The sequence below is a fragment of the Acetoanaerobium noterae genome (assembly GCF_900168025.1).
GTDB lineage: Bacteria > Bacillota > Clostridia > Peptostreptococcales > Filifactoraceae > Acetoanaerobium > Acetoanaerobium noterae.
This window is the reverse complement of the sequence record NZ_FUYN01000005.1, coordinates 1-26,657: the sequence shown is the minus strand read 5'-3', so window position 1 is coordinate 26,657 and position 26,657 is coordinate 1. Positions and strand designations below refer to the sequence as shown.

The following is a 26,657-nucleotide window of genomic DNA, read 5'->3' as shown; positions in this document are numbered from 1 at the left end:
ACCTCTTTTAATTAAAATCTCTAGGATTTAAGATCATAACTTTATCAATTTTTTTCAAGTTAACATACGGTTTTATTTTAACATATTTCAAAAGATTATTTTTATCTTCTATTATTTTATCAATGCTTCCAATCGGAATTCCTTTTGGATATAGGCCTAATCCAGAAGTTATAATAATATCGCCTGGCAAAACTTTATAGTTTATATCAAATAGATAACCTTTAATATACCCTTCAAAATCTTTATATTCATAATCCATAGTTACGTTTTGACTAGCTATTCCAGTATATCTTTCTTCTCTTAAAACCTGAAAACTCACAGAAGATTTACTATCTAAAATAGATATGGCCTTTGAATAATTATCAGAAACTTCATAAATTCTTCCAACAAGACCTTTTCCTGTTAAAACAATACCATCCTTTTGAACATTTTGGTTTTTACCAGCAGATATAGTAAATGATGTATAATAATTCCCATCATTTTTGCCCACTATAGATGCTGTAACATAATTTTTTTCATAATCCTCTTCAATAAACTTTAAACTTTGTTTTAAATCACTTAACTGCTTAAGCTCACTTTCCGTTACTGTATTTTTTATTAGTTGTGTTCTTAATTTTTCTACTTCTGCTTCTAACTCTTCTATTTTCTTATCTTTATCGTTTTTTGGTATTACACTTCCCATAAAATTTACAGAAGAGTTTTTTATACTCGAAATCATTTTATTCGGGGGTGCTAGCAATTCTAACCCAATTCTACTTAGTAAATTATCGTTGCCTTTCTTAACAGATAGGCTAAGACTTGTTACTAGTGTAAAGATTAACGCAAGATATATATATAATTTTTTACTATATTTCTTTTTATTAGGCATAAAATAATCTCCTAAACTATATTTGTCCATTCTCTTTAAAACTGTAAAAACTTCCATCTCCAATTATTACATGGTCAAGAATTTCTATCCCTACAATTTGACCTGCGCTAATAAGACGTTTTGTAATATTTATGTCCTCACTACTTGGTGTCGGATCTCCTGATGGATGATTATGCATCAGAATCATTTTATTTGCACTTTTTTTGATTGCTTCTAAAAAAACTTCTCTCGGGTGAACAATAGATGCATTTAAACTACCCTCTGAAATATCCTTAGATCCAATTATTACATTTTTTGTATTTAAGAGTACAACTCTGAAAATTTCTTTTTTCTTGTATCTAAGCTCTTCCATATATACATTACCTATATCTTGTGGTGAAGAAATTTTGAATTTTTGCATCTCAGAAGCTACAGACACTCTTCTGCCTAGTTCTAGTGCTGATATTATTCTACAAGCCTTGGCTAGACCAATGCCTTTTATTTTTGATAATTCTTCGACTGTGATATTTGACAAATTTCTTATTCCATCACTTGTTTCTATGATTTCACGAGCAAGAGTAATCGCAGATTTGTCTCTCGTGCCATTGTTAATCAAAATAGCTAATAGTTCAGAATCAGATAAATAGGTTTCTCCCTTTTTAAGTAAAGTTTCTCTGGGTCTTTCATCTTTTATAATATCCTTTATGAGATTCCCACCTATCATATTAGCCTCCTAATCTCTAAATCAAGCTTAAAGAAAACAACTCAGTAAGTACTTTATTTATCTCTGAAATAGGTAACCCAACAATATTAAAATAATCTCCTTCTATTTTATCTATAAAAACACTGGCTTTTCCTTGAATGGCATATGCACCTGCTTTATCTTCATACTCATTGGAACTTAAGTAGGTTTCAACAGATTTTTTTGATATGTTTCTAAAAGTAACATCAGTCTTTACATAGTCAGTGTAGATAATATTCTTTTCAGAATTGGCTATACAAAATCCAGTTATAACAGAATGCTTCTTTCCACTTAATTGAATAAGCATATCAAAAGCATCTTCTGCACTTCTTGGCTTTCCAAAAATCTTATCACCTATAGCTACTACTGTATCTGCAGAAATTATAGTCGCTTTTGGATTATTTTGTAATATATTTTTAGTCTTTAGATAAGCAATGTGCATAGCATTTATTGCTGGAGAAAATTCACTATTTATTGTCTCATCTGCATACGGAATTTTAATAATATAATCTTTGTTAAATATGTCTAAAATATCTTTTCTTCTTGGAGATGCAGAAGCAAGTATTATGTCCAAAATTTCATCCTCCTAATTTGTTTACTTCATAGTATTGCACTCTTTTTAGTGTATCATTCAATTAAAAAAAAAACAATAAAACCAAAGGTCTTATTGTTTAAATTTAAATCTTATATCATTTCTATAGCTTTTTTAGGACATTTTTGATAGCAAACTTTACAGCCTATACACTTATCTGGATCAACTTTATGTATCGCCTTTAGTTCACCCTCGATTGCATTTGTCGGACAATTTTTGGCACAGATTGTACATCCTATGCACAAATCATCGATTACTCTAGCAGTTTTTCTTTTTGATAAATCTCCACTAATTGCTTTTGTCGGACATTTTTCAACACAAACCATGCACTGAGTACATTTTGAATAATCTATTTTTGCTAAGTTATTTTCAAAAGTTATTGCTTGGAAAGGACAACTCTTAACACAAATTTGACATCCAATACAACCAACGCTACATTTTTCCTTTACATCCTTCCCTTTTTCTTTGCTATTACAATCAATAGATACCTCTTGTCCATATGGAATCCAATGAATTACAGCTTTCGGACATGCTTCTATACATTTCCCACAACCTACACATTTCTCCTCATCCACATGAGCTATTCCATCATCATAAACGTGAATAGCATCAAACGGGCATACATTTTCACATGTGCCAAATCCAAGACATCCATAAGAGCATGACTTTGGACCATTTGCAACCAATGAAGCAGCCTTACAATCTAATATCCCGCTGTAAAGAGATTTATTTTTTGCATTTGAATTAGTTCCATTACATATTACATTTGCAATCATTTTAGTTCCAGCTGAAGCATTTACACCCATAATTTCTGAGATTTTTTCTGCAACCTCTGCTCCTCCTACAGGACAAGCATTAGTAGCAGCCTCTCCCTTAGCAATAGCAGTCGCTAATCCACCACATCCTGGAAATCCACATCCACCACAGTTAGCTCCTGGTAGAGCGTTTAGTATTGCTTCTTCTTTAGGGTCAACTTCTACAGCAAACTTCTGAGATGCATAAGCTAAACCTGCTCCGAAAACCAATCCCATAGCTGAAAGACTTAATACTGAATTTAAGATAGAACTCATAGTTTGACCTCCTATTTTACTAAGCCACTGAAGCCTAGGAATGCGATTGACATAAGACCTGCGCTAATAAGAGCAATTGGGAATCCTTGAAAAATTTCAGGAATATCTGATATTTCTAATCTCTCTCTGATTCCAGCGAACAAAACAATTGCAAGTGTAAATCCTACTGCTGCGGCAAATCCATTAAATATAGTTTCAATCAAATTGTACTCACTTTGAATATTTAAAATCGCTACCCCCAAAACTGCACAGTTAGTTGTTATAAGAGGCAAATATACACCAAGAGCTTGGTATAAAGTAGGACTAGTCTTTTGAATTACCATTTCTACGAATTGAACAAGTGACGCAATTACAAGAATAAATGCTATTGTCTGCATATATTCAATCCCAAGGTTTACTAGAATTAATTTTTGAATTAAATATGTAAAAATTGAAGCTAGGACCATAACAAAGGTTACAGCCATTCCCATACCAAGCGCAGTTTCAACTTTCTTAGAAACTCCTAAGAATGGACATATTCCTAAAAATCTTGATAATACAAAGTTATTAACAAGTATTGAGCTAAGCATTATAATCAAAATCGATTTTATCATAGTTTAAACCTCCTAACTAGCAGATTGAATTTCAGATTTTTTATTTTTTTTGCCAGTTGTCATTTTTTTAAATACTGCAAGCATCATACCCAAAGCTAAAAAAGCACCTGGAGGAAGAATCATGATAATAGCAGGTTTAAAAGCTTCTCCAAATAGCATATTTCCAAATATTGAGCCTGCTCCTAAAATCTCTCTTACAGTGCCTAAAAGCGTAAGAGATAAAGTAAAGCCTAGGCCCATTCCTATACCGTCAAAAGTAGAGGCTATCCCGTTATTTTTAGAAGCAAAGCTCTCTGCTCTTGCTAGTATTATACAGTTTACAACTATTAGTGGTATAAATAGGCCTAACGATTTATCCAGGGCTGGTACATATGCTTTTAAAAGCATTCCCACTATCGTTACAAACGTTGCAATTACAACAACATATGCTGGAATTCTTATTTTTGAAGGTATTACTTTTCTAAGAATCGAAATTGCAAAATTCGACATAGCTAAAACTGCTGTAGTTGCAAGGCCCATTCCTAAACCATTAACTGCTGATGTAGTTACAGCCAGAGTAGGACACATTCCCAAAACCTGAACAAACGTCGGATTCTCATCAACTATTCCATTTTTTAGTATTTTAAATAAGTTCATATAGACACCTCCTATTGTAAGCTATTTTTAAATAGTTCAATTGCTGTATTTACACCTTTTGTAACTGCTGAAGATGTTATGGTAGCTCCAGATATTGCCACTATTTCATTCTCAGCTGGTGTACCATTTTTTATAACAGCTAAATTTTCATCTGTCATTTTTGAATTATATTGGCTTATAAATGCTTCGTCCTTTGCTTTTGCTCCAAGACCTGGTGTTTCATTCATAGTACCAATAGATACTCCAGAAATAGTGCCATCAACAGTAATTCCTGTTGTTACCTCAATAGCTCCTGCATATCCTTTTGGTGCAGTTTTTATAGTATATCCTACTATGTCGGAGCCTTTTAAGCCCTTGTATACTTCTAATACCTCTCCGCCAAAGTCTTCTTGGATTAATTCAAAACTATCAGCGTCAGAAAGTATAGATTTTCTAGCCATATTATTCGCTTCTATTATCTGAGCTTCAATTACAGGCGATGTAATTTGGTTTACAAATCCTAGTAATGCTGCAGCAATGGCTGTAATAATTAACAAAATAATTCCCAACTTAACAATTTCATTTTTCATTATTTTGCCACCTCCCCAAATACTCTTGGTGAAATATATTTATCTATAAGCGGAGTTGCTACGTTCATTAATAATATAGAGTAAGAAACTCCCTCAGGATATCCTCCGTAGTATCTTATAACTGCAGTTAGTAGACCGCATCCAATAGCATAAATAATTTGACCTTTTTTTGATACAGGAGATGTTGTATAATCAGTCGCCATAAAAAATGCTCCTAAAATCAATCCTCCAGCTAAAATGTTGTAGCTTAGCATCGAAATATCAAACCCAGAGAAAATAAACGTTAAAACAGCAACAGTTCCTATGTAGTATGTTGGTATTACATATGTTATTACGCCTCTATAAATCAGATATATTCCGCCGATTATAAGTAGTATTGCAGAGGTTTCACCAATACATCCTCCAACATTTCCAATTAATAAATCAAACATAGATGCTGAGGTTGCTCCTGCTTCAGCTCCCTTAATTACTGCTAAAGGTGTAGCTGTAGCAACTGCGTCAGCTCCTGTAGTAACCCAAGATGTCATTTCTACTGGCCAAGAAGCTAATAGCACTGCTCTAGCTGCAAGCGCTGGATTCATAAAGTTATGTCCTAGTCCTCCAAACAACTGTTTTACAACAGCAATAGCAAAAACTGATCCTATTAGAGTCATCCACCAAGGTAAAGTTGACGGAACATTGAATGCTAATAAAAGTCCAGTCACAGCCGCACTATAATCTTTGATTGTAATTGGCTTTTTCATTAATTTTTGAATTAAATACTCTGCAGCTACAGCTCCTAAAACAGCAACTAGTATATTAACAATTGCTCCAAATCTAAAATAATATATCGCTGCAATCGTAGCTGGCAAAAGTGCAATAATAACATCTCTCATAACAGTAGTAACATTTTCATTAGTCTGTATATGAGGAGATGATGACAAGGTTAGTTTTGGCATTTCCATTTATATCACCCTCCTAATTTATTTAGATTCTTTTCTTTTCTGAGCTAAAATTTCACGTTTAGCAACACGAATTGATTGTAGTAATGGCCTTGCTGAAGGACAAACAAATGAACATGATCCGCATTCAATGCAATCAAGCGCTCTAAATTCCATTGCTTTTTTATAATCATTCTTTAAAGAATACGCACTTATGAATAATGGCTGTAAATTAGCTGGGCAAATATTTACGCACTTTGCACATCTCATACAGTTTTGAACTTCTTTAGCCTTTGCTTCCTCATATGTAAAACATAATATTCCAGATGAACCTTTAGTTGCCGGTACTTCTAAAGTAAATTGTGCTATGCCCATCATCGGACCCCCACTGATTACTTTACTTGGTTGAGTTTTAAAGCCACCAGCTTGGTCAATTATTTCACTGTATAAAGTTCCAATTTTTATTTGAATATTTTTAGGATTTGAAATTGCCCCGCCCGTAACTGTACATATTCTATCGATAAGTGGCATACCTGTTCTTATAGTCTTTGCAAGCTGAGCAGCAGTAGCAACGTTATTAACCACGACTCCGGCATCCATAGGAAGACCCCCGCTTGGAACCTCTCTATTAGTGCATGCATAGATAAGTTGTTTTTCCGCTCCTTGAGGATATTTAGTCCTAAGTCCAACTACCTCAATGCTATTAATCCCTTGAGCAACCTTTGATACACTGGCAATACAATCTGGTTTATTGTCTTCTATTCCAATGTATCCTTTTTCTACACCTAAAATCTTCATTATTCCTAATAATCCATTTACAACATCCTCGGGTGTTTCTAGCATCAATCTATGATCCGCTGTTAAATAAGGTTCGCATTCTGCTCCATTTAATATTACAACATCAATATTTTTTTCTTTAGGCGGGCTAAGTTTTACATGAGTTGGGAAAGTTGCTCCACCCATACCTACTATACCAGCATTTTTAACTATCTCTAAAAGTTTTTCAGACGAAAGGTCTTTAACCTCACCGTACGGCATAATACTTTCATGGATTTCATCATTAAAATCGTTTTCAATAACAATACAAGTTGTCATTTGTCCACCTGGCGTAGTCATAGGCTTTATAGCTATAACTTTACCAGACACTGAAGAATGAACTGGAGAAGAAACAAAACCCTGTGGTTCTCCAATAGCTTGACCAACCTTCACAATATCTCCAACATTTACAATTGGGCTACATGGAGCTCCGATATGCTGGGCCAATGGTATGTACACTATTTTAGGATTAATAGCCTTTTCAACCGGAAGATGTTCTGTCAGTTCCTTATTATGTGGAGGATGAATTCCTCCTTTAAAGCTTAATAGCTTCATAAATGTTCCCTCCTTAATCTTTTTCGTATATTTATTTAAAATAAATGAATAAATGAGCAATAAAATGTATACTTTATTCATTTACACTTGTCCTTATAAAGTATACTACATTTTTTTAAAAATTTAATTTTAAATATTTTATTAACAATATTTTTTTTAAAAAAAATAACCGCTTAATTAAGCGGTTATTCAATAATCCTTGTAGCACCCATATAAGAGTTTCGATAATGCTTTTCATCTAGAGATGAAATCATCACTTTCATATTCCTCCCTGATGATGCATGAATGAATTCTCCGTCTGACAAATAAATACCTACGTGATTAACTCTGTCTAGACCACCGCCTGTATCAAAATACACAATATCTCCAGTTTGTAGCTCATCTTTAGATACTTGAGTTCCTTGCTTACTCTGAGAAGTAGATGTTCTAGGTAGGTCAATTCCTAAAGATGTCTTGTATGAATAAGAAACAAAGCCCGAACAATCAAAGCTATTTGGTCCTGAACTTCCATAGTTATATGGAGTTCCTAATTTAGATTTTGCAACTTCAATTAATGAATCGATATCTCTTGAAGCTCCTCTTGACACAGTAGCAGATTTATTTAAGTCAGATGAAATATAATCGCTATGTACATAACCTATCAGTGAATTTAATCTTACCTTCGTCCACTGACCACTTTTTTCAATTATTTCAACTTTATCTCCAGTATTTAAGATATGAATTGCTTCACTTTCTGTGGTAGCATTTCTTCTTAGGTTTACACCCTTATTAGTGATAAAGCCGTCTTCAATCTTTTTAATTTGACTATCTGAGGACTCAATAAATCCTTCTATGCCTGTTCCAAGTTTAATCTTAGTCCATCCATTCTCTTCACCTACAATTAAAATTTCTTGCCCTTTAGAAATTTTAGATATTACAGTTGAATTTGAGTTTGAATCAAGTCTAATATCTATTATAGGTGATTCCACTACTGCCTTTTCGTATTGATTTGCATCCGCTATTGCCGGAAATGTAAGTATTATACTTGTAGTAAACAAGCACGATAGTAACCATCCTTTTTTCATCGGATACCTCCTAATTTAAATTTGATTTACCCTCAAGCGTTTTAAATTGTGATATTATTGTTGAAATTACTGTATTGTAAGTTTTATCTGTTTTAGTTGTTTTGTCGTGTTTAAACTAATTATTAATACCTAAATAATCATTGTGAAGGTTAACATTTTTAAATTATACTATAAATCAAATTAAATTGCAACTTCACTTTTTTCTATAAGTTGTATCCTTGTAATTCTTTTAATTTCACCAAATCGAAGATTATGTTTTTAATGTGATAATTATAAACCATGAATAAATCATCTTCAGACGATATTGTATTGTAAATATCTATTTCAAGGTGCTTTTTTATGATATTTGCTGTACTTTTTGATATTTGTTTGTCAAAGTTTTGAATAATATTAATATTGTGATAAATTTCATCAAGCAACATAAGTGATTTAATAATTAATTCCTCTTCCTTATAATTTTTTTCTCCACTTAAAAATTCAGACTTGTAAATTTCGTAGGATTGATTTATTTCATTTAGCTTATCACTATATTCTTTTAACTCAAATGGGATATTAAGCACAAAATACTCATAGAGCTCTTTATCTAGATAGCTAATCAAATGTTCTAATATTGTTGATATTTTTTCTTTATGTTTTGGTCTGAACACTAATAAATTAACACTAAAAGCAACTATAATTCCTATAGTTGTGTCAATTACTCTAAAAGCTGAATACATAAACACATTTTCTTCAGTATTTAACATAATTGAGCAAAAAACAATAAGTGTAATAACAATAGATTTATTCCACTTTAATTTATTATTTATATGAATTATGAGTATAGTTCCAAGACCAATTAATAAAGTATTATTAGGGCTAATTTGATAAAATAGCATACCTACCATTGCACCAAAAACTGTTCCTAGAATTCTATTAATTCCACTTTTGTAGGATTCATTTATACTTCCTTGCATACTTACAATTGCACCTATAATTACAAAAATTGGATTATTCAAATTCAGTAAATTTGATATAACAATACAAATCACAACAGAAATAGCAGTCTTAATATTTCTCATCCCACCATCATAATCACCCTTTCACATTATTATATTACCCAATAAATTTGATTTATCATATAAAAAATAGAGCCATCTATACTTAGACAGCTCTTATTTTGAATAAATCAAGGCTCGGTTCATCAATTATCAGACTTTGATTGATTCAGCGAATATCGTTTTAATTGTTTTATTAGCAATAAATAATGAATTTCATAAATTTACGTAGCAATATTTATACAAATTATGCTATGGTGCGAGAGATGGGACTTGAACCCACACATCACTAAGATACACGCCCCTCAAACGTGCCTGTCTGCCAATTCCAGCACTCTCGCATCAATCTTCACGCAATTGATTTTAGCATCTAAACACTCAGTATGTCAATATTCTATTCGTATATTAAAGCATATTTGTTTCTATAACTCATTACTTTATTTATATATGCTTTAGATTCTTCAAAAGGGATTTCCCATTTTGTATAGTCAGTATCTGACAAATATCCTTTAGATATCCATGCATTTACATTACCTGATCCAGCGTTATATGCCAATACAGCTAACTCCTCGGATCCGAATTCATTAATAAGTCTTCTCAAATACCAAGTCCCTACTTTAATATTATCCTCAATATTGTAATAATCCATAGATGGTGACTCAAGTTCACTGCATCCCCAGCTCCAAGTTTTGTCAATAATCTGCATCAACCCTTTAGCATCTTTTTTTGATTTAGCATAAGGATAAAAATTGCTCTCTGCTTTGATTATTGAAAAAATAAGTTCATCTTCTATTTGATATAAATCTGAGTATTTGAAAACATACTCTTTATATTGCTGTGGATATTTTATAAACAACAATAATTTAGGCTCAGATTTATATCCTAAAAATAAAATCAATCCAATAAATAAAATTATCATAATTCTTTTCATATTAAACATCAGATATTTCCTTTTTTATTTCCAAAATAATTTCGTCAACTTGACTATATAAATTTTCAATAGTGCTATTATTGTAAACTATATAATCTGCAAACTTAAGCTTCTCGTCAATACTCATTTGACTATTAATTATACTAATAGCCATATCAGCCGTAATCTTATCTCTTTTTATTATCCTATTAATTTGCTCATTTTTATCGCAGATAACAACAATTATCTTGTTTACCTTCTTATGAAGCTCAGTTTCTATAAGTAAAGGAGCATCAAGAAAAACTACGTTTTGAGACTCTAACAGTATTTCTATCTCTTTTTCAATTTCATTTATAATAATAGGATGAATAGCCATATTTAGTCTTTGTAGCATATTTGAATTATCAAATACTATTTTTTTAATTTTTTTTCTATCTACTTCTCCGTTACTATTTAAAATTTCTTCTCCAAACACTTCTAAAATAGCTTTATATCCATTTGAGCCAATATTATAGGCTCCTTTGGATATTTTGTCTGCATCTACAACACTATAGCCTTTTGATATTAAATAGTTACTTACCGTTGACTTTCCTGTTCCAATTGAACCTGTTATTCCAATAATCATTTTATTTTGTTTCATACCAAGATTTTCCCCATTTAGCATCAACTGTAAGTTTAACATTTAAGTCTACAGCGGATTCCATTTCTTCTTTTAATAAATCTGCTACATATGATTTTTCACTATCAGGTGACTCAATTATAAGTTCATCATGAACTTGTAGTATCAGTTTAGATTTTAACCCTTCAGATTTAAGTCTAGCATATACTTTTACCATTGCAATTTTTATAACATCTGCAGCGCTTCCTTGAATCGGAGTGTTCATAGCTAATCTTTTTCCTAAATTTTTCATTATAAAATTATTTGAACCCAGTTCAGGAATGTACCTTCTTCTTCCAATATAGGTTTCTACATAACCATCATTTTTAGCCTTTTCTACTATATCTTCCATGTATTTTTTTACATATGGATATCTTGCAAAGTAATTATCGATATATTCTTTAGCAACTTGCTTTGATATTCCAAGATTATTTGATAAGCCAAAATCACTTATCCCATAAACTATTCCAAAATTAACTGCCTTTGCAGCGCTTCTAAGTTCTTTAGTGACCTCATCTAGGGGCACATTAAATACTTCTGATGCTGTAATTGTATGAATATCATCACCTTTTGAAAAGGCATCAATAAGTCCTTCGTCATTAGCAATGTGTGCCAGGATTCGAAGCTCAATCTGAGAATAGTCAGCATCCACTAAATACATGTCCTCTGGAGCTACAAATACTTTTCTTAGTTCGCGCCCGATTTCTAGGCGCACTGGTATATTTTGCATATTAGGCTCAGTTGAAGATATTCGCCCAGTAGTTGTAATAGTTTGATTAAACGATGAGTGAATTCTACCCGTTTTGGGATTAATTATATTTAAAAGCCCATCTACGTATGTGGACTGAAGCTTTGTATATTGTCTATATAAGGTAATTTTATCTATTATAGGATGTTTATCTGATAAAGCTTCTAAAACTTCAGCATTTGTAGAATACCCCGTTTTAGTTTTTTTGATTGCTGGAAGCCCAAGCTTATCAAATAAAATATGTCCAAGCTGTTTTGGAGAGTTAATATTGAAGTTTTCTCCAGCATATTCATAAATGCTTACTTCTAAAGTTTTAATTTCAATATCGAATTTTTGTTTTAGTTCATTAAGTACTTCTTTATCTGCGCTTATGCCTATATATTCCATATCCGCTAAAATCTCAACTAGTGGCATTTCAACTTCATAAAATAAATTGTGCATCGTATAATTTTCAATTGTAGTGATTAAAGCTTCTTTTCCATTATCAACAATATCTAAAACTGAACATGCGTAGCCTGATATCTGAGCATCTGATAAATCTTTAAAGTCTTTTTTACTTTTACCTTTGCCCAAAAGCTCTTCTAAAGATAGCACATCCCCAAGATTGTATTTAAGCGCTATATCTTTGATTTCGTAGTTTGAGCTAGTTGAATCAATTAGATATTCAGCTATGGCTATATCAAAATAAAGCCCTGTCAAATTTATTTCATATGGCTTTAAAATTAAACAGTCATTTTTTAGATTATATCCATACTTCTTTATTTCTGGATTCTCAAATACATCCTTAAGCTTTAATACATCTTTTTCTTCAATATTAAAAAAATCTTCATCTATCTTCACAAATAAATTTATCAATCTTTTATCACTGACTAATCCAGATTTTGCAATAGAAAATAAATTTAAAGATTTCAAACTAGTTGCTTTATCTATTAATAACTCAATATCATTTGAAATTAAATACTCCTTTTGCACTTTATCAATCAAACCAGATTCATCATTTCCAACCTTACCTATCAAGCTATTAAATTCAAATTCTGAAAACAAACTGATTAAAGTATTTTTGTCTATATCCTTCTTTTCAAACTCATCAACTTTAAGCTCTAAAGGGATATCTACCATAATAGTTGCAAGGCTTTTACTTAGAAAAGCCATATCATATCCAGCCTCAAGCTTTGCTTTTACGCTTTTAGAAATCTCATCTATATTCATATAAATATTTTCTATACTTCCATACTCTTTCAAAAGCTTAATTCCTGTTTTTTCGCCTATTCCTGCTACTCCAGGAATATTATCTGACTGATCTCCCATTAATCCCTTTAAATCGATAAATTGCTGAGGCGTAAGCTCATATTTTTCAGTCATTTTATCTGGATCATATTCATCTAGCTCTGAAATTCCTTTTTTAGTAAATAAAACCTTTATTTTATCACTTACTAATTGAAGAGCATCCTTATCACCAGTAATTATATAAACTTCAAAACCATCTTGCTCAAAATTTTTAGCAACTGTACCTATTAAGTCGTCTGCTTCATAGCCTTCAAGTTCAATTCTATTTATCCCGAAAGCATCTATCATTTTCTTAAGAGGCTCTACCTGCTTTCTTAGTTCATCCGGCATCTTTTTTCTGTTACCTTTATACGCATCGTACTGCTTATGCCTAAAGGTCGGTGCTTTTAAGTCAAATGCCACTGATATATGGCTTGGTTTATAGGTATCCATTATTTTGAATAATATATTTGCAAATCCATAAATAGCATTGGTATGCTGTCCTTTTTTATTCATCAGTTCAGGCAGAGCATAGTAAGCTCTATTCATTAAACTGTTTCCATCTATCAAAATTAATAATTTGTCCATTATATCCTCCATTGATACAAGAGCTCCATCCATTATTGCAATCAATGATTGCTAACAATTCTTGGAAATCTTGTCATATTGACAATAAGTTTTTTTCAAGTAATTTTCCTAAAGAAATTATATCAGAAAGAATGTCAAATATCCAATCAAGTCATTATTGATTTTTATATAAACATATGCTAATATAATTAAGTGTTATATGCGGGTGTGGCGGAACGGCAGACGCAGCGGACTCAAAATCCGCCATAGGTGACTATGTGGGGGTTCAAATCCCTTCACCCGCACCACTTTCTTCAAAAAGTTCTCTTCAAAGTTCTCTCCAAATATTTTTGAGCTATTAAAAGTTAGCTTTAGAAATTGCATTCGAGATAGCAGAGGCGGTGTTATTTTTTGAAGCAGAATCCAAATGGACATATATATTTGCAGTAGTAGAATAGTCACTATGACCTAGCCATAATTGGATTTCTTTTAAGCTTATTCCATTAGCAATAAGCAAACTTGCACAGCTATGTCTTAAATCATGAAATCTGATCATCTTCATTTTGTTCTTTTTTAAGAACATATTGAAATGTTGAGTAATATAATTGGGTTTAGTACGAACCCCAAGTTCGTCAAGATAAATATATTGAGCAAATTCATCGGACCAGGATGACTTTGCTATTTTTTTGTTCTCTTCTTGGGATTTATGCATTTTTAGTAAATACTCTTCAATTTCTGGTAATAAAGGTAATATTCTGTAACTCCCTTTATTCTTAGTTCTGTTTTTTTCAACTTCTTTAACTTTTCCATTTTCTTTAATCTCTGTTATTGTGTGTTTTATAGTAATTGTTTTATCTTCAAAATCTATAGCTTCCCATTTAAGTCCAAGTATTTCACTTCTTCTTAATCCGTAATATACTGCCATTATTACAGCAAATTCTATTTTTAAACCTTTTACTTTTTCTAATAAATTAACTATCTCTCTGTCATTATAATAGTTATATACTACCTGCTGTTTTTTAGGTTTCTCAACTAAATCTGCTTCATTTGTAGTTACTAGTTTCAATTTTAGAGCATACTGTAAAGCTTTCCTAATATTAGCATGGTATCTTATTAGTGTTGTGTTAGATAGATTGTATTTCATCTGGGCATACTGATAGAATTTTTGAATATGATAGGCTCTAATATCTGAAACTCTTATTGGATTTTTTTCAAAGTAAGGTATTATTCTCTTATGAATAATATTATGATAAGATGTATAGCTAGTTTTTTCTAAATTAGGTTTTACAAGTTCCAACCAATCCTGGATAAAATCTGTAAATAATAAATTTTCAAGCCTACTATTTTCGACTTGTTCATTCTGCTCATTAATGTTTCCTTCTATCATCATCTGATACTTAGTCTTATACTCATTTAAAATTTGTTCTGCTTTTTTCTTATTATTCTTTACTGGAAGTTTTGTAGATATCCATTTAGTTATTCTTTTATTTTGCCTATCTTTATAACTTAGAACTACATAATAACGACCTTTCTTTTCTTGTAGATGACCTGCTACCATTTTATCCTCCTATTTTATTTAGCATGTACACCTAATTGTGATACTTTAATATTAGGGTATACATTATTTGAAGTCAATATTAATAGCTTTAGTAAATTTACTATTACTGCTTGGTTTTTTGGTTAATTAATTCTTTTTATATAAAAATTCTATTACATATACTTTTGGTATTTTATATACTCTTCCAATTCTAATGTACTTAATTTTATTATTTTTCAGTAGTATATATGCTGTCTTTTCGCATATTCCGAGCATTTCACTCAACTCGCTAACATTAACAACATCTGGATAGTTTTCAAACACATCGATTACTCCTTATCAAATTAAAGACCATAGAAAAGCAAGATGCTCTAATATGGTCTTTATATATAGTATGAAAATTTATTTTAGCTAATTCAATTACTTTAAGCTACTTATGATTAGTAAGTATCATAGGCTCTTCGCCTCTCCCACATTATGCGAGCTGCTCTCCATACGATGAGTTAGGACTAAGCAGAAGTATCATTATTTTCCTGTACAGGTTATCGCAATAGAATTTATCAAATTCTTTTTGAACAGAAATTATTCGCTCAACTCAAAAATAGAATTTAATTTTATATGAGTTTCTTGGCGCATCCTTCATGTTGCTTTAGGGTTTATCCCTTTGCACAGTAATGTACTTAAAGCACTTTATATTTATTTTTCAAGGAACATAGGAGGGCTTACAAAAATGCCCTCACTATATAGCCTTGAGAAAGAATAAAAAGGGACAAAAATTTAAAAAATGTTTTTTTATTTCAAATCTTTTCTTAATTTTGCAATTGCTCTTTGATGTCTTTTTTTAGCCGATTCATTATTAAGACTGAGTTTTATTGCAATTTCGTTAATAGATAGTCCAAACCTATATTTGAGTTCTATTATTTCCAAATCTGATTTAGTTAGCTTTTTTAAGGCTTTTATTAGATGTTCATTACTAATAGCATCTATAAATGCTAATAATGCTTCCGCCTCTTTTTCTACATCTGAATCACCTTTATAATTGTCTCCTTTTAAAGGAACACTTTTTTCATCCAAATATTCTAGTGAAATATTATGTCTGTAATATCTCCTATCTTGGTTCTTGTCTTTTTCCTCCTCCTCTTTTAAAAATTGATAAACCATTTCTAAGTTTTTGTTTTCTTTTGGCATTTGTAACTCTCCTTTCTAAACGAAAAAAGGAGCCACACAAAATGTGCGACTCCACCTTTAAAATATGGCTATTAATCGGATTTTAGGCATAAAAAAATCCCTGAAACTTCGTTAGTTTCAGGGATTCATTTAATGCATATTAATCCTATTGTATCAATGTTATCAGTATGAAAGTGTTATGTCAGTACCAAGAGAGTATCTACTTAGTATCATGAATGTATCAAATCTATATTATTAATTTCATTTGATAGTCCTGGAATTAGATATCCCCATAGGATAGTGCTAAGCGTAGCTATAGCTTTTTTCTTTTCTCTAAAATAAGTTGCTCTTGAGCAGCATAGAAAATCAATAATATCATTCTCAGTATATTTTTCAGTAGATATATATGATTTGAATATTATCCAGTAATATCTTTCTTCATTATCGGGATATGATTTTAGCATAATCAGAGCTTTATCTATTAATTTTATAATCTCTCTACTATCTTTTATTGATTGAAGTCTACTTTCTAGTCTTGCTTCAGATACAAACATTTCTTTATCTAATAAATGATTTACTAATTCATCAACTTTTTTTCCTGTAGAATAAATACACTCATCCTCTATAACTTTAAAATTATTATTAATCCTCCAAAGAACTTTGTTATATAACTTTAGCAAAAGCTTAGTATTGTGATAATGCTTAGCCACAACTTGATTACTTTTACCTATCTGTAACTGCTTTTGTTTACTACTATTAATTTCATTTAAAAATAAGTCCATAATTATGCACTTCCTTTCTGCTTATAGCATTGACATAATCCCTGTTCTAATATTAGAATATATTTAAGTACTTTCGTTCTATTTAAAGTATATAGTGTTCTAATAATTAAGTCAATGAAAATCAGAACATACGTTCTAAGATGTGTTAAAATATAAATAAATGGAGGAATCTAAAAATGAGCTTTGGAGAAAAAATAAAAGAATTGAGAAAGAAAAATAATCTTTCACAAGCTGAACTTGCTGAGAGGATAGGAGTTACTCAGAAAACTATCTGTAATTATGAAAATGGAACTAGATTTCCAAAAGGTCAAAAGATTATTAATGGATTTGCAGATATTTTTGATGTGTCTATAGACTATCTATTAGACGATACTGATATAGATGAATATGAGAACAATATTGATATTGAATATAAAGATGAGTTTATATCTTCTGCTAAAGAAAATTTTGGTTATAAGGGGAAAAAAGAGGCTGAAAATTTACTAGAAAAAACGGCAGCTATATTTTCTGGCGGAAGTCTTTCTGATGAAGATAAAGATGCTTTCTTTCAATCAATAACTGAACTTTATTTTGATGCAAAATCTAAATCTAGGAAAAAATATGGGAAGAAGAAAATTGATGAAACTAATAAATAGAAAGGGTTTATATTATGATAAGTAGAATACTTGAAGAAGTAGATAAACTTACAAGAAAATATAAAACTAGAGATCCTTTTGAAATTGCCAAGGGCCTTAATATAGATATCATATACCATGACCTTGGCAATTTAAAAGGATATTATTACTATCAGTCTAGAATGAAATATATAGTTATAAATAAAAATATTTCAGAAGATTTAAAGCCAGTGATTTGCGCCCATGAACTTGGCCATGATAGGCTTCATCTTCATTTTGCCAAAAACTTTGCAATAAGAGAATTTGGCTTATTTGACATGTCTTCAAAACCAGAACGTGAAGCTAATCTTTTTGCTGCTGAACTTTTGATTGATGAAACTAGATTTTTAGAATTGATTTTAGCAGGCCATACTTATTCATATATAGCTTCTGAGCTTTGTATCCCTATTCATCTTGTTAAAAATAAAATAGATATATTGAAAATAAAAAACTACTAAAAATTATATTAAACCCCTATATCAATTATTAATTTCATACTTTTGTTTGATTTCGTTATAGTGATCATATGGAATATGATTCTCTTTTTGTAAGCGTCCTAGAACAATACCTGGAGATATACCTATTTTATTAGCAAATGATATAATGCAATCTTTAGAGTAGCATTTATTTTCTATAAAATCATTATAATCATCGGGAGAAATCAATGTATCTTTTGCAAAGCCATCCGCTTCGTTTTCTTCTTCTAGTGTTGTCTCTTCAGCATTGATAATGTGTCCAGATATAATGTGATGAAGTTCATGAAAAAGACTAAACCAAAATTTATCTGCATACTTTCCTCTTACAGTTAATCCCATTACAATTTTATTACCATCATAAAAAGTTGTCCCATGTAAGAAAGAACCTCCTATATGAGGAAGAAAAATCAAAGCAATGCCACAGCCTCCTAATAGTTCTATAAGCTCTTTACAAAATATTTCAGGTGATTTTGTTGTCATTTCTCGAATATTTGGCATTACTTTTTCCAACTTACTAATGTTGATTGGCTCTACATTATATTTTCTTGCTTCTAATCTAGCTTTTTGAGCCCAAACAGCAAGACTATAGTCACTAAAGCTATTTTCCCCAGTTTTTCTGTAGGCTATGCCAGGAATTCTCAAATTTTCTAATAAATATAATTTCGCTACTTCAAAGAACTGTCTTAGCTGATTTACTTTTTCTTCTGGTTTTCTTGTTTTGTCAACCCATCCAAGTGCTGCAATTTTTGAGTAAGGAAAAGCTTTTATAATCTCTATATCCCGATTCATGTCCTCTTCTGATTCGATACGAGCCAACTTCTCACGATAAATAACCTCCATGTTGTTCCAAAAGCTTGCTGGAACACCTAAAACAGATTCCAATCTTAATGAAACATCTTGAGTCAACTCTACTTGCCCATTAATTAATCTACTTATATGCTTTTCTGATAAACCCATTCTTAGAGCAAACTCTTTTTGTTTCATCCCTCTATTTTCAATCTGCTCTCGTATTGTCGCACCTGGTGGAATAGCAATAGTGTAATTACTATACCTCATAACTCATTCCTCCTAGCCACATTCATTTAGTGGTAATCCTCTATATTAATAATTTTTACAAATTGGATTGCTTTGTCATTGTTCTCAAAAACCAATCTATAAGGATGTACTAAATCCATTGCATATTCACCTTTTCTATTTCCTTGTAATTGGTGGCATCTTCCAATCGAAAACTGAATAAGCATATCAACGGAAGTTGCAGCTTTAATTTCATCTATGCGTTGATGAATTAGAGTTGCCATCCTCTCGCCATAATCTTTTTTAGCACAAGAAAAGTTTGTACACACCTTTAATTGCTTATGATATCATTTCCCGTATGAGAGCCTTGCGAAGATCCGATACCTGTACATATTACAATTGGTCGGTTTTCTCGGTTTGCGATTGCCAATAAATATTTAATGCCCATCATGAAATCATTTTCCTGATAACAAATTGCATCTTCCGGTATACCAAAAAAATCTTTTAAATATGGCTTGGCGGGCTTTAATTTTACGATAACCAATTCGGAATTTATAGCTTCTCCGGCAAATTGTTTTTTTTGATCATAAAATGCGGCAGCAATTCCGGCCATGGCGGTACCTTCCCCAATGTCATCGGTACTTGGGACAATATTATGAGGGTTATCAGAATTTATCGCAGCATTAATCTGATCACGATTATATTCGGTACCATAATAGAAACCATTCGGATTATGGTTGCTTTCAATTGTCTGGTCCCATATTGAAATAATTTTAGAAGTTTTATCCGGATACTGGAAGACAGGCATGGTATAAACTATCCCTGTATCTACAATCCCAATAATTACGCCTTTCCCTGTAAGAGTTTCGCTTGGTAATTGATGTAGAGTAAAACCTGGTACATTTTCAGCTTGAATATAAGTCATGATCCCATAGCATTTAGGCATTGAAGAATAGCTAAATCGATAAATACCATTTTCTGTTATTTCATTTACCGGAATATGCAATATGGCCAATTTATCGTTTATTAAGTTGTATGAATAATTTGGGTTACTTTCCAAAATATCCATATTTCCGTTATACGCTATTATTAAGTCAGCATATTCATTGCTTGTAATTTTATATTTTTCATTATTATTCATATCATACCCTGAATAAATTTTATTACTATATTATATGCTTTTTAGATAATTATATTACTTACTAGACTTGTATAACTTCCCATACTTGCGAAATACAAAAGCTATAAAGAGAACTTTATAGTAAAATATTTTCGGTATGCATAAAGGAGGAACAACCTAATCATAAGTAGTATTGGAGAAGCTTTTAAAGAGTCATATAACTCAATACAGTAAAGCTATTATTAAGAGTTAATATCCGGTAGATAATAGAGCGGTTACGATGAAAGCATACTTATTGATAAAAAATGAGAAAAATCGAATCCAATGATAAAACAGTCGATACAGATAAATATGTTATGGAATAAAAAAGCTACCTTGGCAGTTCGGTTGGATTCAAACGGTGTTGAACAGGTAATTGTTGATTTAATAAGTATAAAGTATCACAAAGGGAGGCGATGAATATGATGGGTTACGGCAGTTATGGATATGGAATGATGGGTTACGGCTGGGGATGGCTTATGATGATAGGAATGTGTATTCTGGTGGTTCTAGGTATTATTGCCTTGATCCGATATCTTCGACAATCAGCTCGGCCAGACGATAGTCAGGCTGCGTCTAAAACAGCTCTTGATATATTGAATGAGATTTATGCAAAAGGCGAAATATCGGATGAGGAATACCAGAGAAAGAAATCTGAGATTAAAAAGTGAAAAAATAATAAAAAAGCAGTTAGGTAATTCACTAATTCAGTTCTGATTCAATTCCGCGGAATATATCAATCAAATTTGTTTTATGGTAAATAAATTTAATTGTTGTGATATTCTATGAAAGATGTTTAGAATTGGAAAATCAATCTGATAATGTAAGCTTCATATATTCCTTCTCGACAGAAAGATAAAAGTACTTTGGAATTTATGGATATATAGACGTATGGCAGATTTTATGTTAGTTTGGGATAGAAAATCCTTTACAGCTTTGGGAATGCTGAATCCCTGCGTATAAAAGAAATTGCCTTCAAACTGATATAATTTTCATCAATTTGAAGGCTATGGATACTATTCAAAAAAAAATATATAATAATACTCTAACCAAATACTAAACTACTCACAATTTATCAGTGAAATTTTGCTCCTTTTTTTTCTGATAACAAACTAATCTATCCTTTCCAAATTCTTTCGCTCTATATAAAGCTATATCACTTGCTCTTAATAGATTAACAATAGACTCAGCATCATCAGGAGCAGAAGCTAATCCAGCAGAAACTGTAATTCCTGAATAAGGTGTATTATCACAATCCCTGATATTCTCTACAATTCTATTACCAATTTTCAAAGCTAATTCTTTTGAACACTCATCTAAAATAACTATCAATTCTTCACCGCCATATCGATATGCTTTATCAATGTTCCGAATGCTACCTTTAATTGTTTTTGCCACATTTTTTAATACGTTATCGCCTGCTTCATGTCCATAGGTGTTATTAAATTTACTAAAATCATCTATGTCCAAATAAATCACAGTGTAAGTTGAGCTGTTATTCAGACTCTTTATATCTTCTTCAAAAGCATATCTATTATATAATTCAGTTAATTTATCTATTCTTATTTCCTGTTCAAGTTTTTGTTTATCTACTTTTAGAATACTGTACCTATGTATAAAAAACAATGTAAATAACGAATTGATTAAACCATAAATAATTCCAGTTGAAACACAGTGTATTAATAAACATTCGCTAGTCGACATAAAAATCAAATAAAATGTATATCCGCAAACAGCGCCCAATAATATCATGGACAAAATAACTATAGCAGTGAATTTTTTATTCATATTCGCTTTCCTCGTTTGTTATCATCATTCAATAATTTTTCTATTGCTAAAAAAGCGTCAACGATTCTAGCATCAAACTGTACTTGTTTATTACGCAATATTTCATCGACTGCTACCTCATGTTGGAGTTTTTTTCGATAAGGTCTATTAGATGTCATCGCATCATATGTATCTGCCACTGATATTATCTTAGAACACAGCGGAATTCTTTCTCCACTAAGCTTATCCGGATATCCGTTGCCGATATATCTTTCGTGGTGATGCATGATTATGGGCAGAATATCATCTAGAAACTCTATAGATTTAAGTATATTTACCCCCATTTCAGGATGCTTTTGAATTATAGCGAACTCTTCGTCCGTAAGTTTACTGTTCTTTAACAGAATATGATCAGGAATTCCTATCTTACCTATATCGTGGAATAAAGCGGCGTATTCCAGTTTTTTCATCTCATCCGCTGACAAGCCAAGATTTTCACCTATAAGAAGAGATATTTTTGTTACTCTTTCCGAATGCCCAGCGGTATATGCGTCTCTGGCGTCGACTGCATTTGATAATGCTGATATAGTGTTCCTATATGAGTCTGAAAGCTGTTTATAAGCTGTTTCGATCTCTGCTTTTTGATTTATTAGTTCATTGTTTTGATTCCTTAATGTCTTTGATGCTGAATACAAGATTCTTATTAACAACAAAAAGAGTACCAGCAATCCACCAGACATAGTCAAAATTATTTCTTTTAAAAGCATATCCACATGTGATTTAATAACCACTTCCGGGATTTGAAGCATTAGTACTCCTGCAATGTTCTCTTTATATTTTATCGGAACATATAAGTTGAATACTCTTGTATTAATTACATCATTAATAGAATAAGCTTTGGAGATATAATATGTTACCTTACTTTCCAGTATCATATCAACACCACTAAGATCATTTGCAGTTATTGTCTCTGAGGACTGTCTGTTTGTTAATACTATTTTCTTCTTATTATTAAACATGGTATATGATTGGGGCATATACAGGCTCAATGATCTATTGATATTTTCTTCCAGAAGCATTTGCTTAGCGTTATCAATATTATTATCAAAATCAGATTCTACTAAAATACTTTCATTTATACTGTCCACGGCAATTTGAGCGGCATCATATAAATTTTGATGATAATCATTTTTAATATGATTCGATATGACAAACGATAAAACGGCGCCAATTAAAATAAAAGTAATAAGACTGTATAGTATAAATGTTTTTACTAATGAATACTTTTTCATTACATACCTCAATCCCTTAAATATATAGTAAAGTGGGCGACTGTTAAGTGCCCACCTTGTTGTATCATAAAATATTTTACTAATAATTTTATATATACTATTTTTCTGCCTCAATCTCAGTTGTTTGAAAGTACTGAATCATCTTATTAAGATTTTCTGTCATCATCAGAAGAGGATTAGATACAGCACTTATCTCTTGAATTGCAGCTATTTGCTCGCCAATTTTACCATTTATATTATGTGCGGACTGTGCTACATCCTTTGAATTAATCACGGCCTGATCCATATGTTCTGAAATATTTTCAGCGGAATTTGCCTGTTCTTCTGATTGTACTGAAATCTTCCTTATCTTTTCAGCCAATTGAGCAATACTATCAAGAATAATAGTTAAATTAGTATCGGCCACTAATGCAGCCTGATTTCCTTCAATTACTTTTTTCTCTGTAATTGTTATGCTCTGTACTGCTATGTTTGTTTTATTTTGTACTTCGATTATTGTATTCTCAATGTCGGCTGCTGCAACCGCACTGCCATCCGCCAATTTTCTCACTTCTTCAGCCACAACCATAAAACCTCTACCATGTTCACCTGCTCTAGCTGCTTCTATTGATGCATTAAGGGCTAAAAGATTGGTCTGTGCGGCAATATCCTTAATCACAGTTATTATATTATCAATTTTACCTGAAAGTACTTGTAGATCGTCTATTGTTACATGTACCTCATTTGTCGATTTCTCGATATCTTTTGTATTATGTATTAATATATCGACTGAACTTCTACCTTTTTTTGCTGACTCAATAAGAGTATTAGATTCTGTATTAGCTTCCTGGGTTAATTTTGATACTTCATCAGCATTAATAACTATATTTTTTAAATTACTACTGATATGTTCTATCGAAGAAACCACTTGCTCAATATTATCTGTAATGGCACCTACCGAAACTCCTATTTCATCCATAACCTGATTCGATTCTTCTGTTGCCATATTTAATTGTTCTGTACTTTCTTCCAAACCCATTGAAGATTTCTTGATTTCAGATACAATTTCACTTAGTTTCTCACCTGTATTATTAAGGGAATTCACAAGCATGCCAATTTCATCATTAGCCATTCGAATATCAATTCTGCTATTCAAGTTCCCTTTTGATAATTCATCGGCGAATCGTACTGATCTTTTTAAAGGCTTGATTACCGACGCGGCCATTCTACTCATTATGAAAGCACCGGCAATTAAAGCAAAAAATATAATTCCAATAAAGATCAAAAATGATTTATTATATGTACTATTACTGTTTATAAAAGTATCATCGGCTTCTGCCAATTCATGCTGTGATAGTTCTGTAATCAATGTGTCTATTTTATCAAATGCCTTGGCACTGTTTTGAGAAAGTGCTAGTGCCTCATCCTCACTACCTGCCATACTTTTATCAATTACTTCACTCTGGATTTTTTTTACATCATTAACTTTACTAATCAATGCTTCAATCTCGGCCTCGTTACCTTCACCTGCACTCAAAGCCATATATAAATTTAAATTTTTGATAATTCCATCTGTATATGTTTCATCCAAGTGCATAGTGTGTTCCATTTTTTCATCTTTTGTTTTTGATAAAAGAACATTCTTTTCTACTCTCTGAGCTTTGATAATATTATAATGAGCATCTTTCAAATAGTATACTCCTTTTAACGTGACATTATAAATTTCCTTTACATTGTTATTAATTGATTTCATTTCATAAAGGCCAAACACTCCCAAAAACACCATGATAATCATAATAGCAGAAAATCCTATCAATAATTTTTTTCTAAATCCCATTTTTGTTGTCCTCCCTATTATAGTTAGATTCATATACTTTTTTGTCGCTTTTAATAATATAGCATAAATATATGTAATTTTCATGGAGATTTTGATATTTTATGAATTTTCAAAAGAATTCATTTACCTCGCATGTTTGAATCTTAGTTGTAAAAATGATATTTCTTTTCTTAAAAGCTTTCTTGTTCCAGCTCGGCAGTTAGTTGCTTAGAGCATATAAGTAATTTACCTAACGCAATTTCAGTATTATGAAATTAAAAATACTATTATGAGTCCCTTATTATCACAACATCATTATGAGCGTGCTGCTCATTACAAGTCTGGCACACTCATAGTATATACAATATTTTAGTATATATAATTTTGATTATCTTGGTATTGTCAATATGAATTTACTACCTTTAGTTAAATCAGATTCTACAATAATTGTACCATGAATGATTGCCATATTTTCATTTGCTACATAAAGGCCAATACCGTCTCCTGCCGATCCAATTGATATATCCTTTTTATAATAGGCGCCAAAAATTTTAGCTTGATCTTCTTTACTTATTCCCGGACCGTTATCTTCTATTGCTAAGATAATACTATCAGAATTTACATGGTAGGATACAAATACATTACCATTTGGTTCAGTAAATTTATACGCATTCGTCAGTATGTTGTATATAGCCTGGCTTAATCTATATTTATCCGTTTTTATCGATACTTTTTCGTGATCTGTGATTTTAAAATCTATTCCTTTTTTTTCAAATTGTGCTTTTAAACCATTAACAATCTGCTTAACGAGCTGGCTAAGTTCAAATTCTTCGATATTTAATGTCGTCTCCAATTTTTCTGCATCAATCATACTGCTCATATTTGTAATAATAGCTGTAATGTTCTCAATCTGATTTTCACATACCCTGATTTCCTCAGGAACCATATCAATTACCCCATCCTCGATTCCTTCCAGATGTGTCCTTAAGATGGTTAGAGGCGTCCTAGTCTGGTGTACCAGCTGATCAATAAGAGCTTTCCTATTTTTCTGTTTCAACTTTAACCTTGATTGTAATGTTTGCAAGCTCTGTTGGATTACTCTAATTTCTTTCACTTTTGACTGACGAGAGGGTGTAATGGTATAATAAAGTTGTAACATCTAGTACGAAAATATATAATAAAATCGGACTAGGAGGATTGCAAATGAAAACATATTACGATATAGATTTTAAGAAAGAATTAGTTAAAGAATATTTAGATGGTAAATCATTAAATAATCTTTACCAGACCTATGGAGTAGCAAAATCTACAATAGCAGGATGGATTAAAAAATACAGTGAAGAATGCCAATATATTAAACCACATAATAAAGAAAAAAATGCTTCAAGTGAAGAAATACGAGCTTTAAATAAGAAAATCAAGGAACTT

The 26,657-nt window shown here is 31.4% G+C and carries 29 protein-coding genes and 2 tRNA genes; 5 read left to right on the top strand and 26 right to left on the bottom strand.

The window, feature by feature from the left end; all coding sequences use genetic code 11:
• Nucleotides 1-7 precede the first annotated feature (7 nt).
• The 15 genes from mreC to polA form a co-directional block, all read right to left on the bottom strand.
• On the bottom strand, nucleotides 8-868 hold the full coding sequence (gene mreC, locus B5X47_RS09800; protein ID WP_079589984.1) for a rod shape-determining protein MreC: 861 nt from the start codon (nucleotides 866-868) through the stop codon (nucleotides 8-10).
• Nucleotides 869-884: 16 nt separating this feature from the next.
• The gene (radC, locus tag B5X47_RS09795) at nucleotides 885-1,571 is read right to left on the bottom strand and encodes a RadC family protein (protein ID WP_079589983.1); all 687 of its coding nucleotides are present in this window, start codon (nucleotides 1,569-1,571) and stop codon (nucleotides 885-887) included.
• 16 nt (nucleotides 1,572-1,587) lie between these two features.
• Nucleotides 1,588-2,163, bottom strand: a complete 576-nt coding sequence (locus B5X47_RS09790; protein ID WP_159446453.1) for a Maf family protein — start codon at nucleotides 2,161-2,163, stop codon at nucleotides 1,588-1,590.
• Between the two features lie 110 nt (nucleotides 2,164-2,273).
• A complete protein-coding gene (gene rnfB / locus B5X47_RS09785; protein ID WP_079589981.1) occupies nucleotides 2,274-3,251 on the bottom strand; it encodes an RnfABCDGE type electron transport complex subunit B in 978 nt (325 codons plus the stop codon).
• An 11-nt stretch (nucleotides 3,252-3,262) separates the two neighbouring features.
• Complete coding sequence (gene rsxA, locus B5X47_RS09780; protein ID WP_013361611.1) at nucleotides 3,263-3,844, bottom strand: electron transport complex subunit RsxA; 582 nt, start codon at nucleotides 3,842-3,844, stop codon at nucleotides 3,263-3,265.
• Nucleotides 3,845-3,856: 12 nt separating this feature from the next.
• Nucleotides 3,857-4,480: an electron transport complex subunit RsxE gene (rsxE, locus tag B5X47_RS09775; RefSeq protein WP_079589979.1), complete on the bottom strand. Its 624-nt coding sequence runs from the start codon at nucleotides 4,478-4,480 to the stop codon at nucleotides 3,857-3,859.
• A gap of 11 nt (nucleotides 4,481-4,491) precedes the next feature.
• Entirely contained in the window at nucleotides 4,492-5,049 is a 558-nt protein-coding gene (locus B5X47_RS09770; RefSeq protein WP_079589978.1) for an RnfABCDGE type electron transport complex subunit G, read from the bottom strand.
• Complete coding sequence (locus B5X47_RS09765; RefSeq protein ID WP_079589976.1) at nucleotides 5,049-5,993, bottom strand: RnfABCDGE type electron transport complex subunit D; 945 nt, start codon at nucleotides 5,991-5,993, stop codon at nucleotides 5,049-5,051. Before B5X47_RS09765 ends, B5X47_RS09770 begins: the two co-directional genes overlap by 1 nt.
• Before the next feature lie 18 nt (nucleotides 5,994-6,011).
• Nucleotides 6,012-7,340 (bottom strand): electron transport complex subunit RsxC, encoded by a 1,329-nt coding sequence (rsxC, locus tag B5X47_RS09760; RefSeq protein ID WP_079589975.1) that lies wholly within the window; start codon nucleotides 7,338-7,340, stop codon nucleotides 6,012-6,014.
• Nucleotides 7,341-7,525: 185 nt separating this feature from the next.
• A complete protein-coding gene (locus B5X47_RS09755; protein WP_079589974.1) occupies nucleotides 7,526-8,404 on the bottom strand; it encodes a C40 family peptidase in 879 nt (292 codons plus the stop codon).
• 203 nt (nucleotides 8,405-8,607) lie between these two features.
• Complete coding sequence (locus B5X47_RS09750; protein WP_079589972.1) at nucleotides 8,608-9,462, bottom strand: FUSC family protein; 855 nt, start codon at nucleotides 9,460-9,462, stop codon at nucleotides 8,608-8,610.
• A gap of 231 nt (nucleotides 9,463-9,693) precedes the next feature.
• Nucleotides 9,694-9,779: transfer RNA gene (locus B5X47_RS09745), tRNA-Leu, on the bottom strand.
• Between the two features lie 53 nt (nucleotides 9,780-9,832).
• Nucleotides 9,833-10,369, bottom strand: coding sequence for a lytic transglycosylase domain-containing protein (locus B5X47_RS09740; RefSeq protein WP_159446452.1), 537 nt, complete (start codon nucleotides 10,367-10,369; stop codon nucleotides 9,833-9,835).
• Nucleotide 10,370: 1 nt separating this feature from the next.
• Nucleotides 10,371-10,988 (bottom strand): dephospho-CoA kinase, encoded by a 618-nt coding sequence (coaE, locus tag B5X47_RS09735; protein WP_242951039.1) that lies wholly within the window; start codon nucleotides 10,986-10,988, stop codon nucleotides 10,371-10,373.
• Nucleotides 10,975-13,608: a DNA polymerase I gene (gene polA, locus B5X47_RS09730; RefSeq protein ID WP_079589970.1), complete on the bottom strand. Its 2,634-nt coding sequence runs from the start codon at nucleotides 13,606-13,608 to the stop codon at nucleotides 10,975-10,977. Before polA ends, coaE begins: the two co-directional genes overlap by 14 nt.
• Before the next feature lie 201 nt (nucleotides 13,609-13,809).
• Between polA and B5X47_RS09725 the strand changes: the two genes are divergently transcribed.
• A tRNA-Leu gene (locus tag B5X47_RS09725) sits at nucleotides 13,810-13,895 on the top strand.
• A 50-nt stretch (nucleotides 13,896-13,945) separates the two neighbouring features.
• On the opposite strand, the gene B5X47_RS09720 is transcribed toward B5X47_RS09725, so the two are convergent.
• The 4 genes from B5X47_RS09720 to B5X47_RS09705 all read right to left on the bottom strand — a co-directional run bounded on the left by B5X47_RS09720 (nucleotide 13,946) and on the right by B5X47_RS09705 (nucleotide 17,073).
• A complete protein-coding gene (locus tag B5X47_RS09720; protein WP_079589969.1) occupies nucleotides 13,946-15,145 on the bottom strand; it encodes a tyrosine-type recombinase/integrase in 1,200 nt (399 codons plus the stop codon).
• A 126-nt stretch (nucleotides 15,146-15,271) separates the two neighbouring features.
• On the bottom strand, nucleotides 15,272-15,448 hold the full coding sequence (locus B5X47_RS09715) for a helix-turn-helix domain-containing protein (protein ID WP_330395761.1): 177 nt from the start codon (nucleotides 15,446-15,448) through the stop codon (nucleotides 15,272-15,274).
• A gap of 468 nt (nucleotides 15,449-15,916) precedes the next feature.
• Nucleotides 15,917-16,312 (bottom strand): RNA polymerase sigma factor, encoded by a 396-nt coding sequence (locus B5X47_RS09710; protein ID WP_079589968.1) that lies wholly within the window; start codon nucleotides 16,310-16,312, stop codon nucleotides 15,917-15,919.
• Nucleotides 16,313-16,521: 209 nt separating this feature from the next.
• Entirely contained in the window at nucleotides 16,522-17,073 is a 552-nt protein-coding gene (locus tag B5X47_RS09705) for a hypothetical protein (RefSeq protein ID WP_079589966.1), read from the bottom strand.
• A gap of 176 nt (nucleotides 17,074-17,249) precedes the next feature.
• Here B5X47_RS09705 and B5X47_RS09700 point away from each other — a divergent pair, with 176 nt between their 5' ends.
• A complete protein-coding gene (locus B5X47_RS09700) occupies nucleotides 17,250-17,708 on the top strand; it encodes a helix-turn-helix domain-containing protein (RefSeq protein ID WP_079589965.1) in 459 nt (152 codons plus the stop codon).
• Nucleotides 17,709-17,722: 14 nt separating this feature from the next.
• Entirely contained in the window at nucleotides 17,723-18,184 is a 462-nt protein-coding gene (locus B5X47_RS09695) for an ImmA/IrrE family metallo-endopeptidase (protein WP_079589964.1), read from the top strand.
• Between the two features lie 21 nt (nucleotides 18,185-18,205).
• Here the strand turns inward: B5X47_RS09695 and B5X47_RS09690 are convergent, their stop codons facing one another.
• From B5X47_RS09690 to B5X47_RS09680, 3 genes are read right to left on the bottom strand one after another with little or no spacing between them, the layout of a single operon-like run.
• Nucleotides 18,206-19,258 (bottom strand): helix-turn-helix domain-containing protein, encoded by a 1,053-nt coding sequence (locus B5X47_RS09690; protein WP_079589963.1) that lies wholly within the window; start codon nucleotides 19,256-19,258, stop codon nucleotides 18,206-18,208.
• Nucleotides 19,259-19,284: 26 nt separating this feature from the next.
• Nucleotides 19,285-19,500, bottom strand: a complete 216-nt coding sequence (locus B5X47_RS09685) for a type II toxin-antitoxin system RelE/ParE family toxin (RefSeq protein ID WP_242951038.1) — start codon at nucleotides 19,498-19,500, stop codon at nucleotides 19,285-19,287.
• A gap of 47 nt (nucleotides 19,501-19,547) precedes the next feature.
• Nucleotides 19,548-20,357, bottom strand: coding sequence for a S8 family serine peptidase (locus tag B5X47_RS09680; RefSeq protein WP_079589961.1), 810 nt, complete (start codon nucleotides 20,355-20,357; stop codon nucleotides 19,548-19,550).
• Between the two features lie 443 nt (nucleotides 20,358-20,800).
• Here B5X47_RS09680 and B5X47_RS09675 point away from each other — a divergent pair, with 443 nt between their 5' ends.
• Entirely contained in the window at nucleotides 20,801-21,046 is a 246-nt protein-coding gene (locus B5X47_RS09675) for an SHOCT domain-containing protein (protein ID WP_242951037.1), read from the top strand.
• Between the two features lie 394 nt (nucleotides 21,047-21,440).
• On the opposite strand, the gene B5X47_RS09670 is transcribed toward B5X47_RS09675, so the two are convergent.
• The 4 genes from B5X47_RS09670 to B5X47_RS09655 form a co-directional block, all read right to left on the bottom strand.
• Nucleotides 21,441-22,163: a GGDEF domain-containing protein gene (locus tag B5X47_RS09670; RefSeq protein WP_079589959.1), complete on the bottom strand. Its 723-nt coding sequence runs from the start codon at nucleotides 22,161-22,163 to the stop codon at nucleotides 21,441-21,443.
• Nucleotides 22,160-23,179, bottom strand: coding sequence for an HD-GYP domain-containing protein (locus B5X47_RS09665; protein ID WP_159446451.1), 1,020 nt, complete (start codon nucleotides 23,177-23,179; stop codon nucleotides 22,160-22,162). The genes B5X47_RS09670 and B5X47_RS09665 overlap by 4 nt, the downstream gene beginning before the upstream one ends.
• Before the next feature lie 352 nt (nucleotides 23,180-23,531).
• A complete protein-coding gene (locus B5X47_RS09660) occupies nucleotides 23,532-25,250 on the bottom strand; it encodes a methyl-accepting chemotaxis protein (RefSeq protein WP_159446450.1) in 1,719 nt (572 codons plus the stop codon).
• A gap of 367 nt (nucleotides 25,251-25,617) precedes the next feature.
• Nucleotides 25,618-26,313: a sensor histidine kinase gene (locus B5X47_RS09655; RefSeq protein ID WP_207651483.1), complete on the bottom strand. Its 696-nt coding sequence runs from the start codon at nucleotides 26,311-26,313 to the stop codon at nucleotides 25,618-25,620.
• A 119-nt stretch (nucleotides 26,314-26,432) separates the two neighbouring features.
• Between B5X47_RS09655 and B5X47_RS09650 the strand changes: the two genes are divergently transcribed.
• The coding region (locus B5X47_RS09650) for a transposase (RefSeq protein WP_079589955.1) at nucleotides 26,433-26,657 on the top strand (225 nt) is incomplete at its 3' end.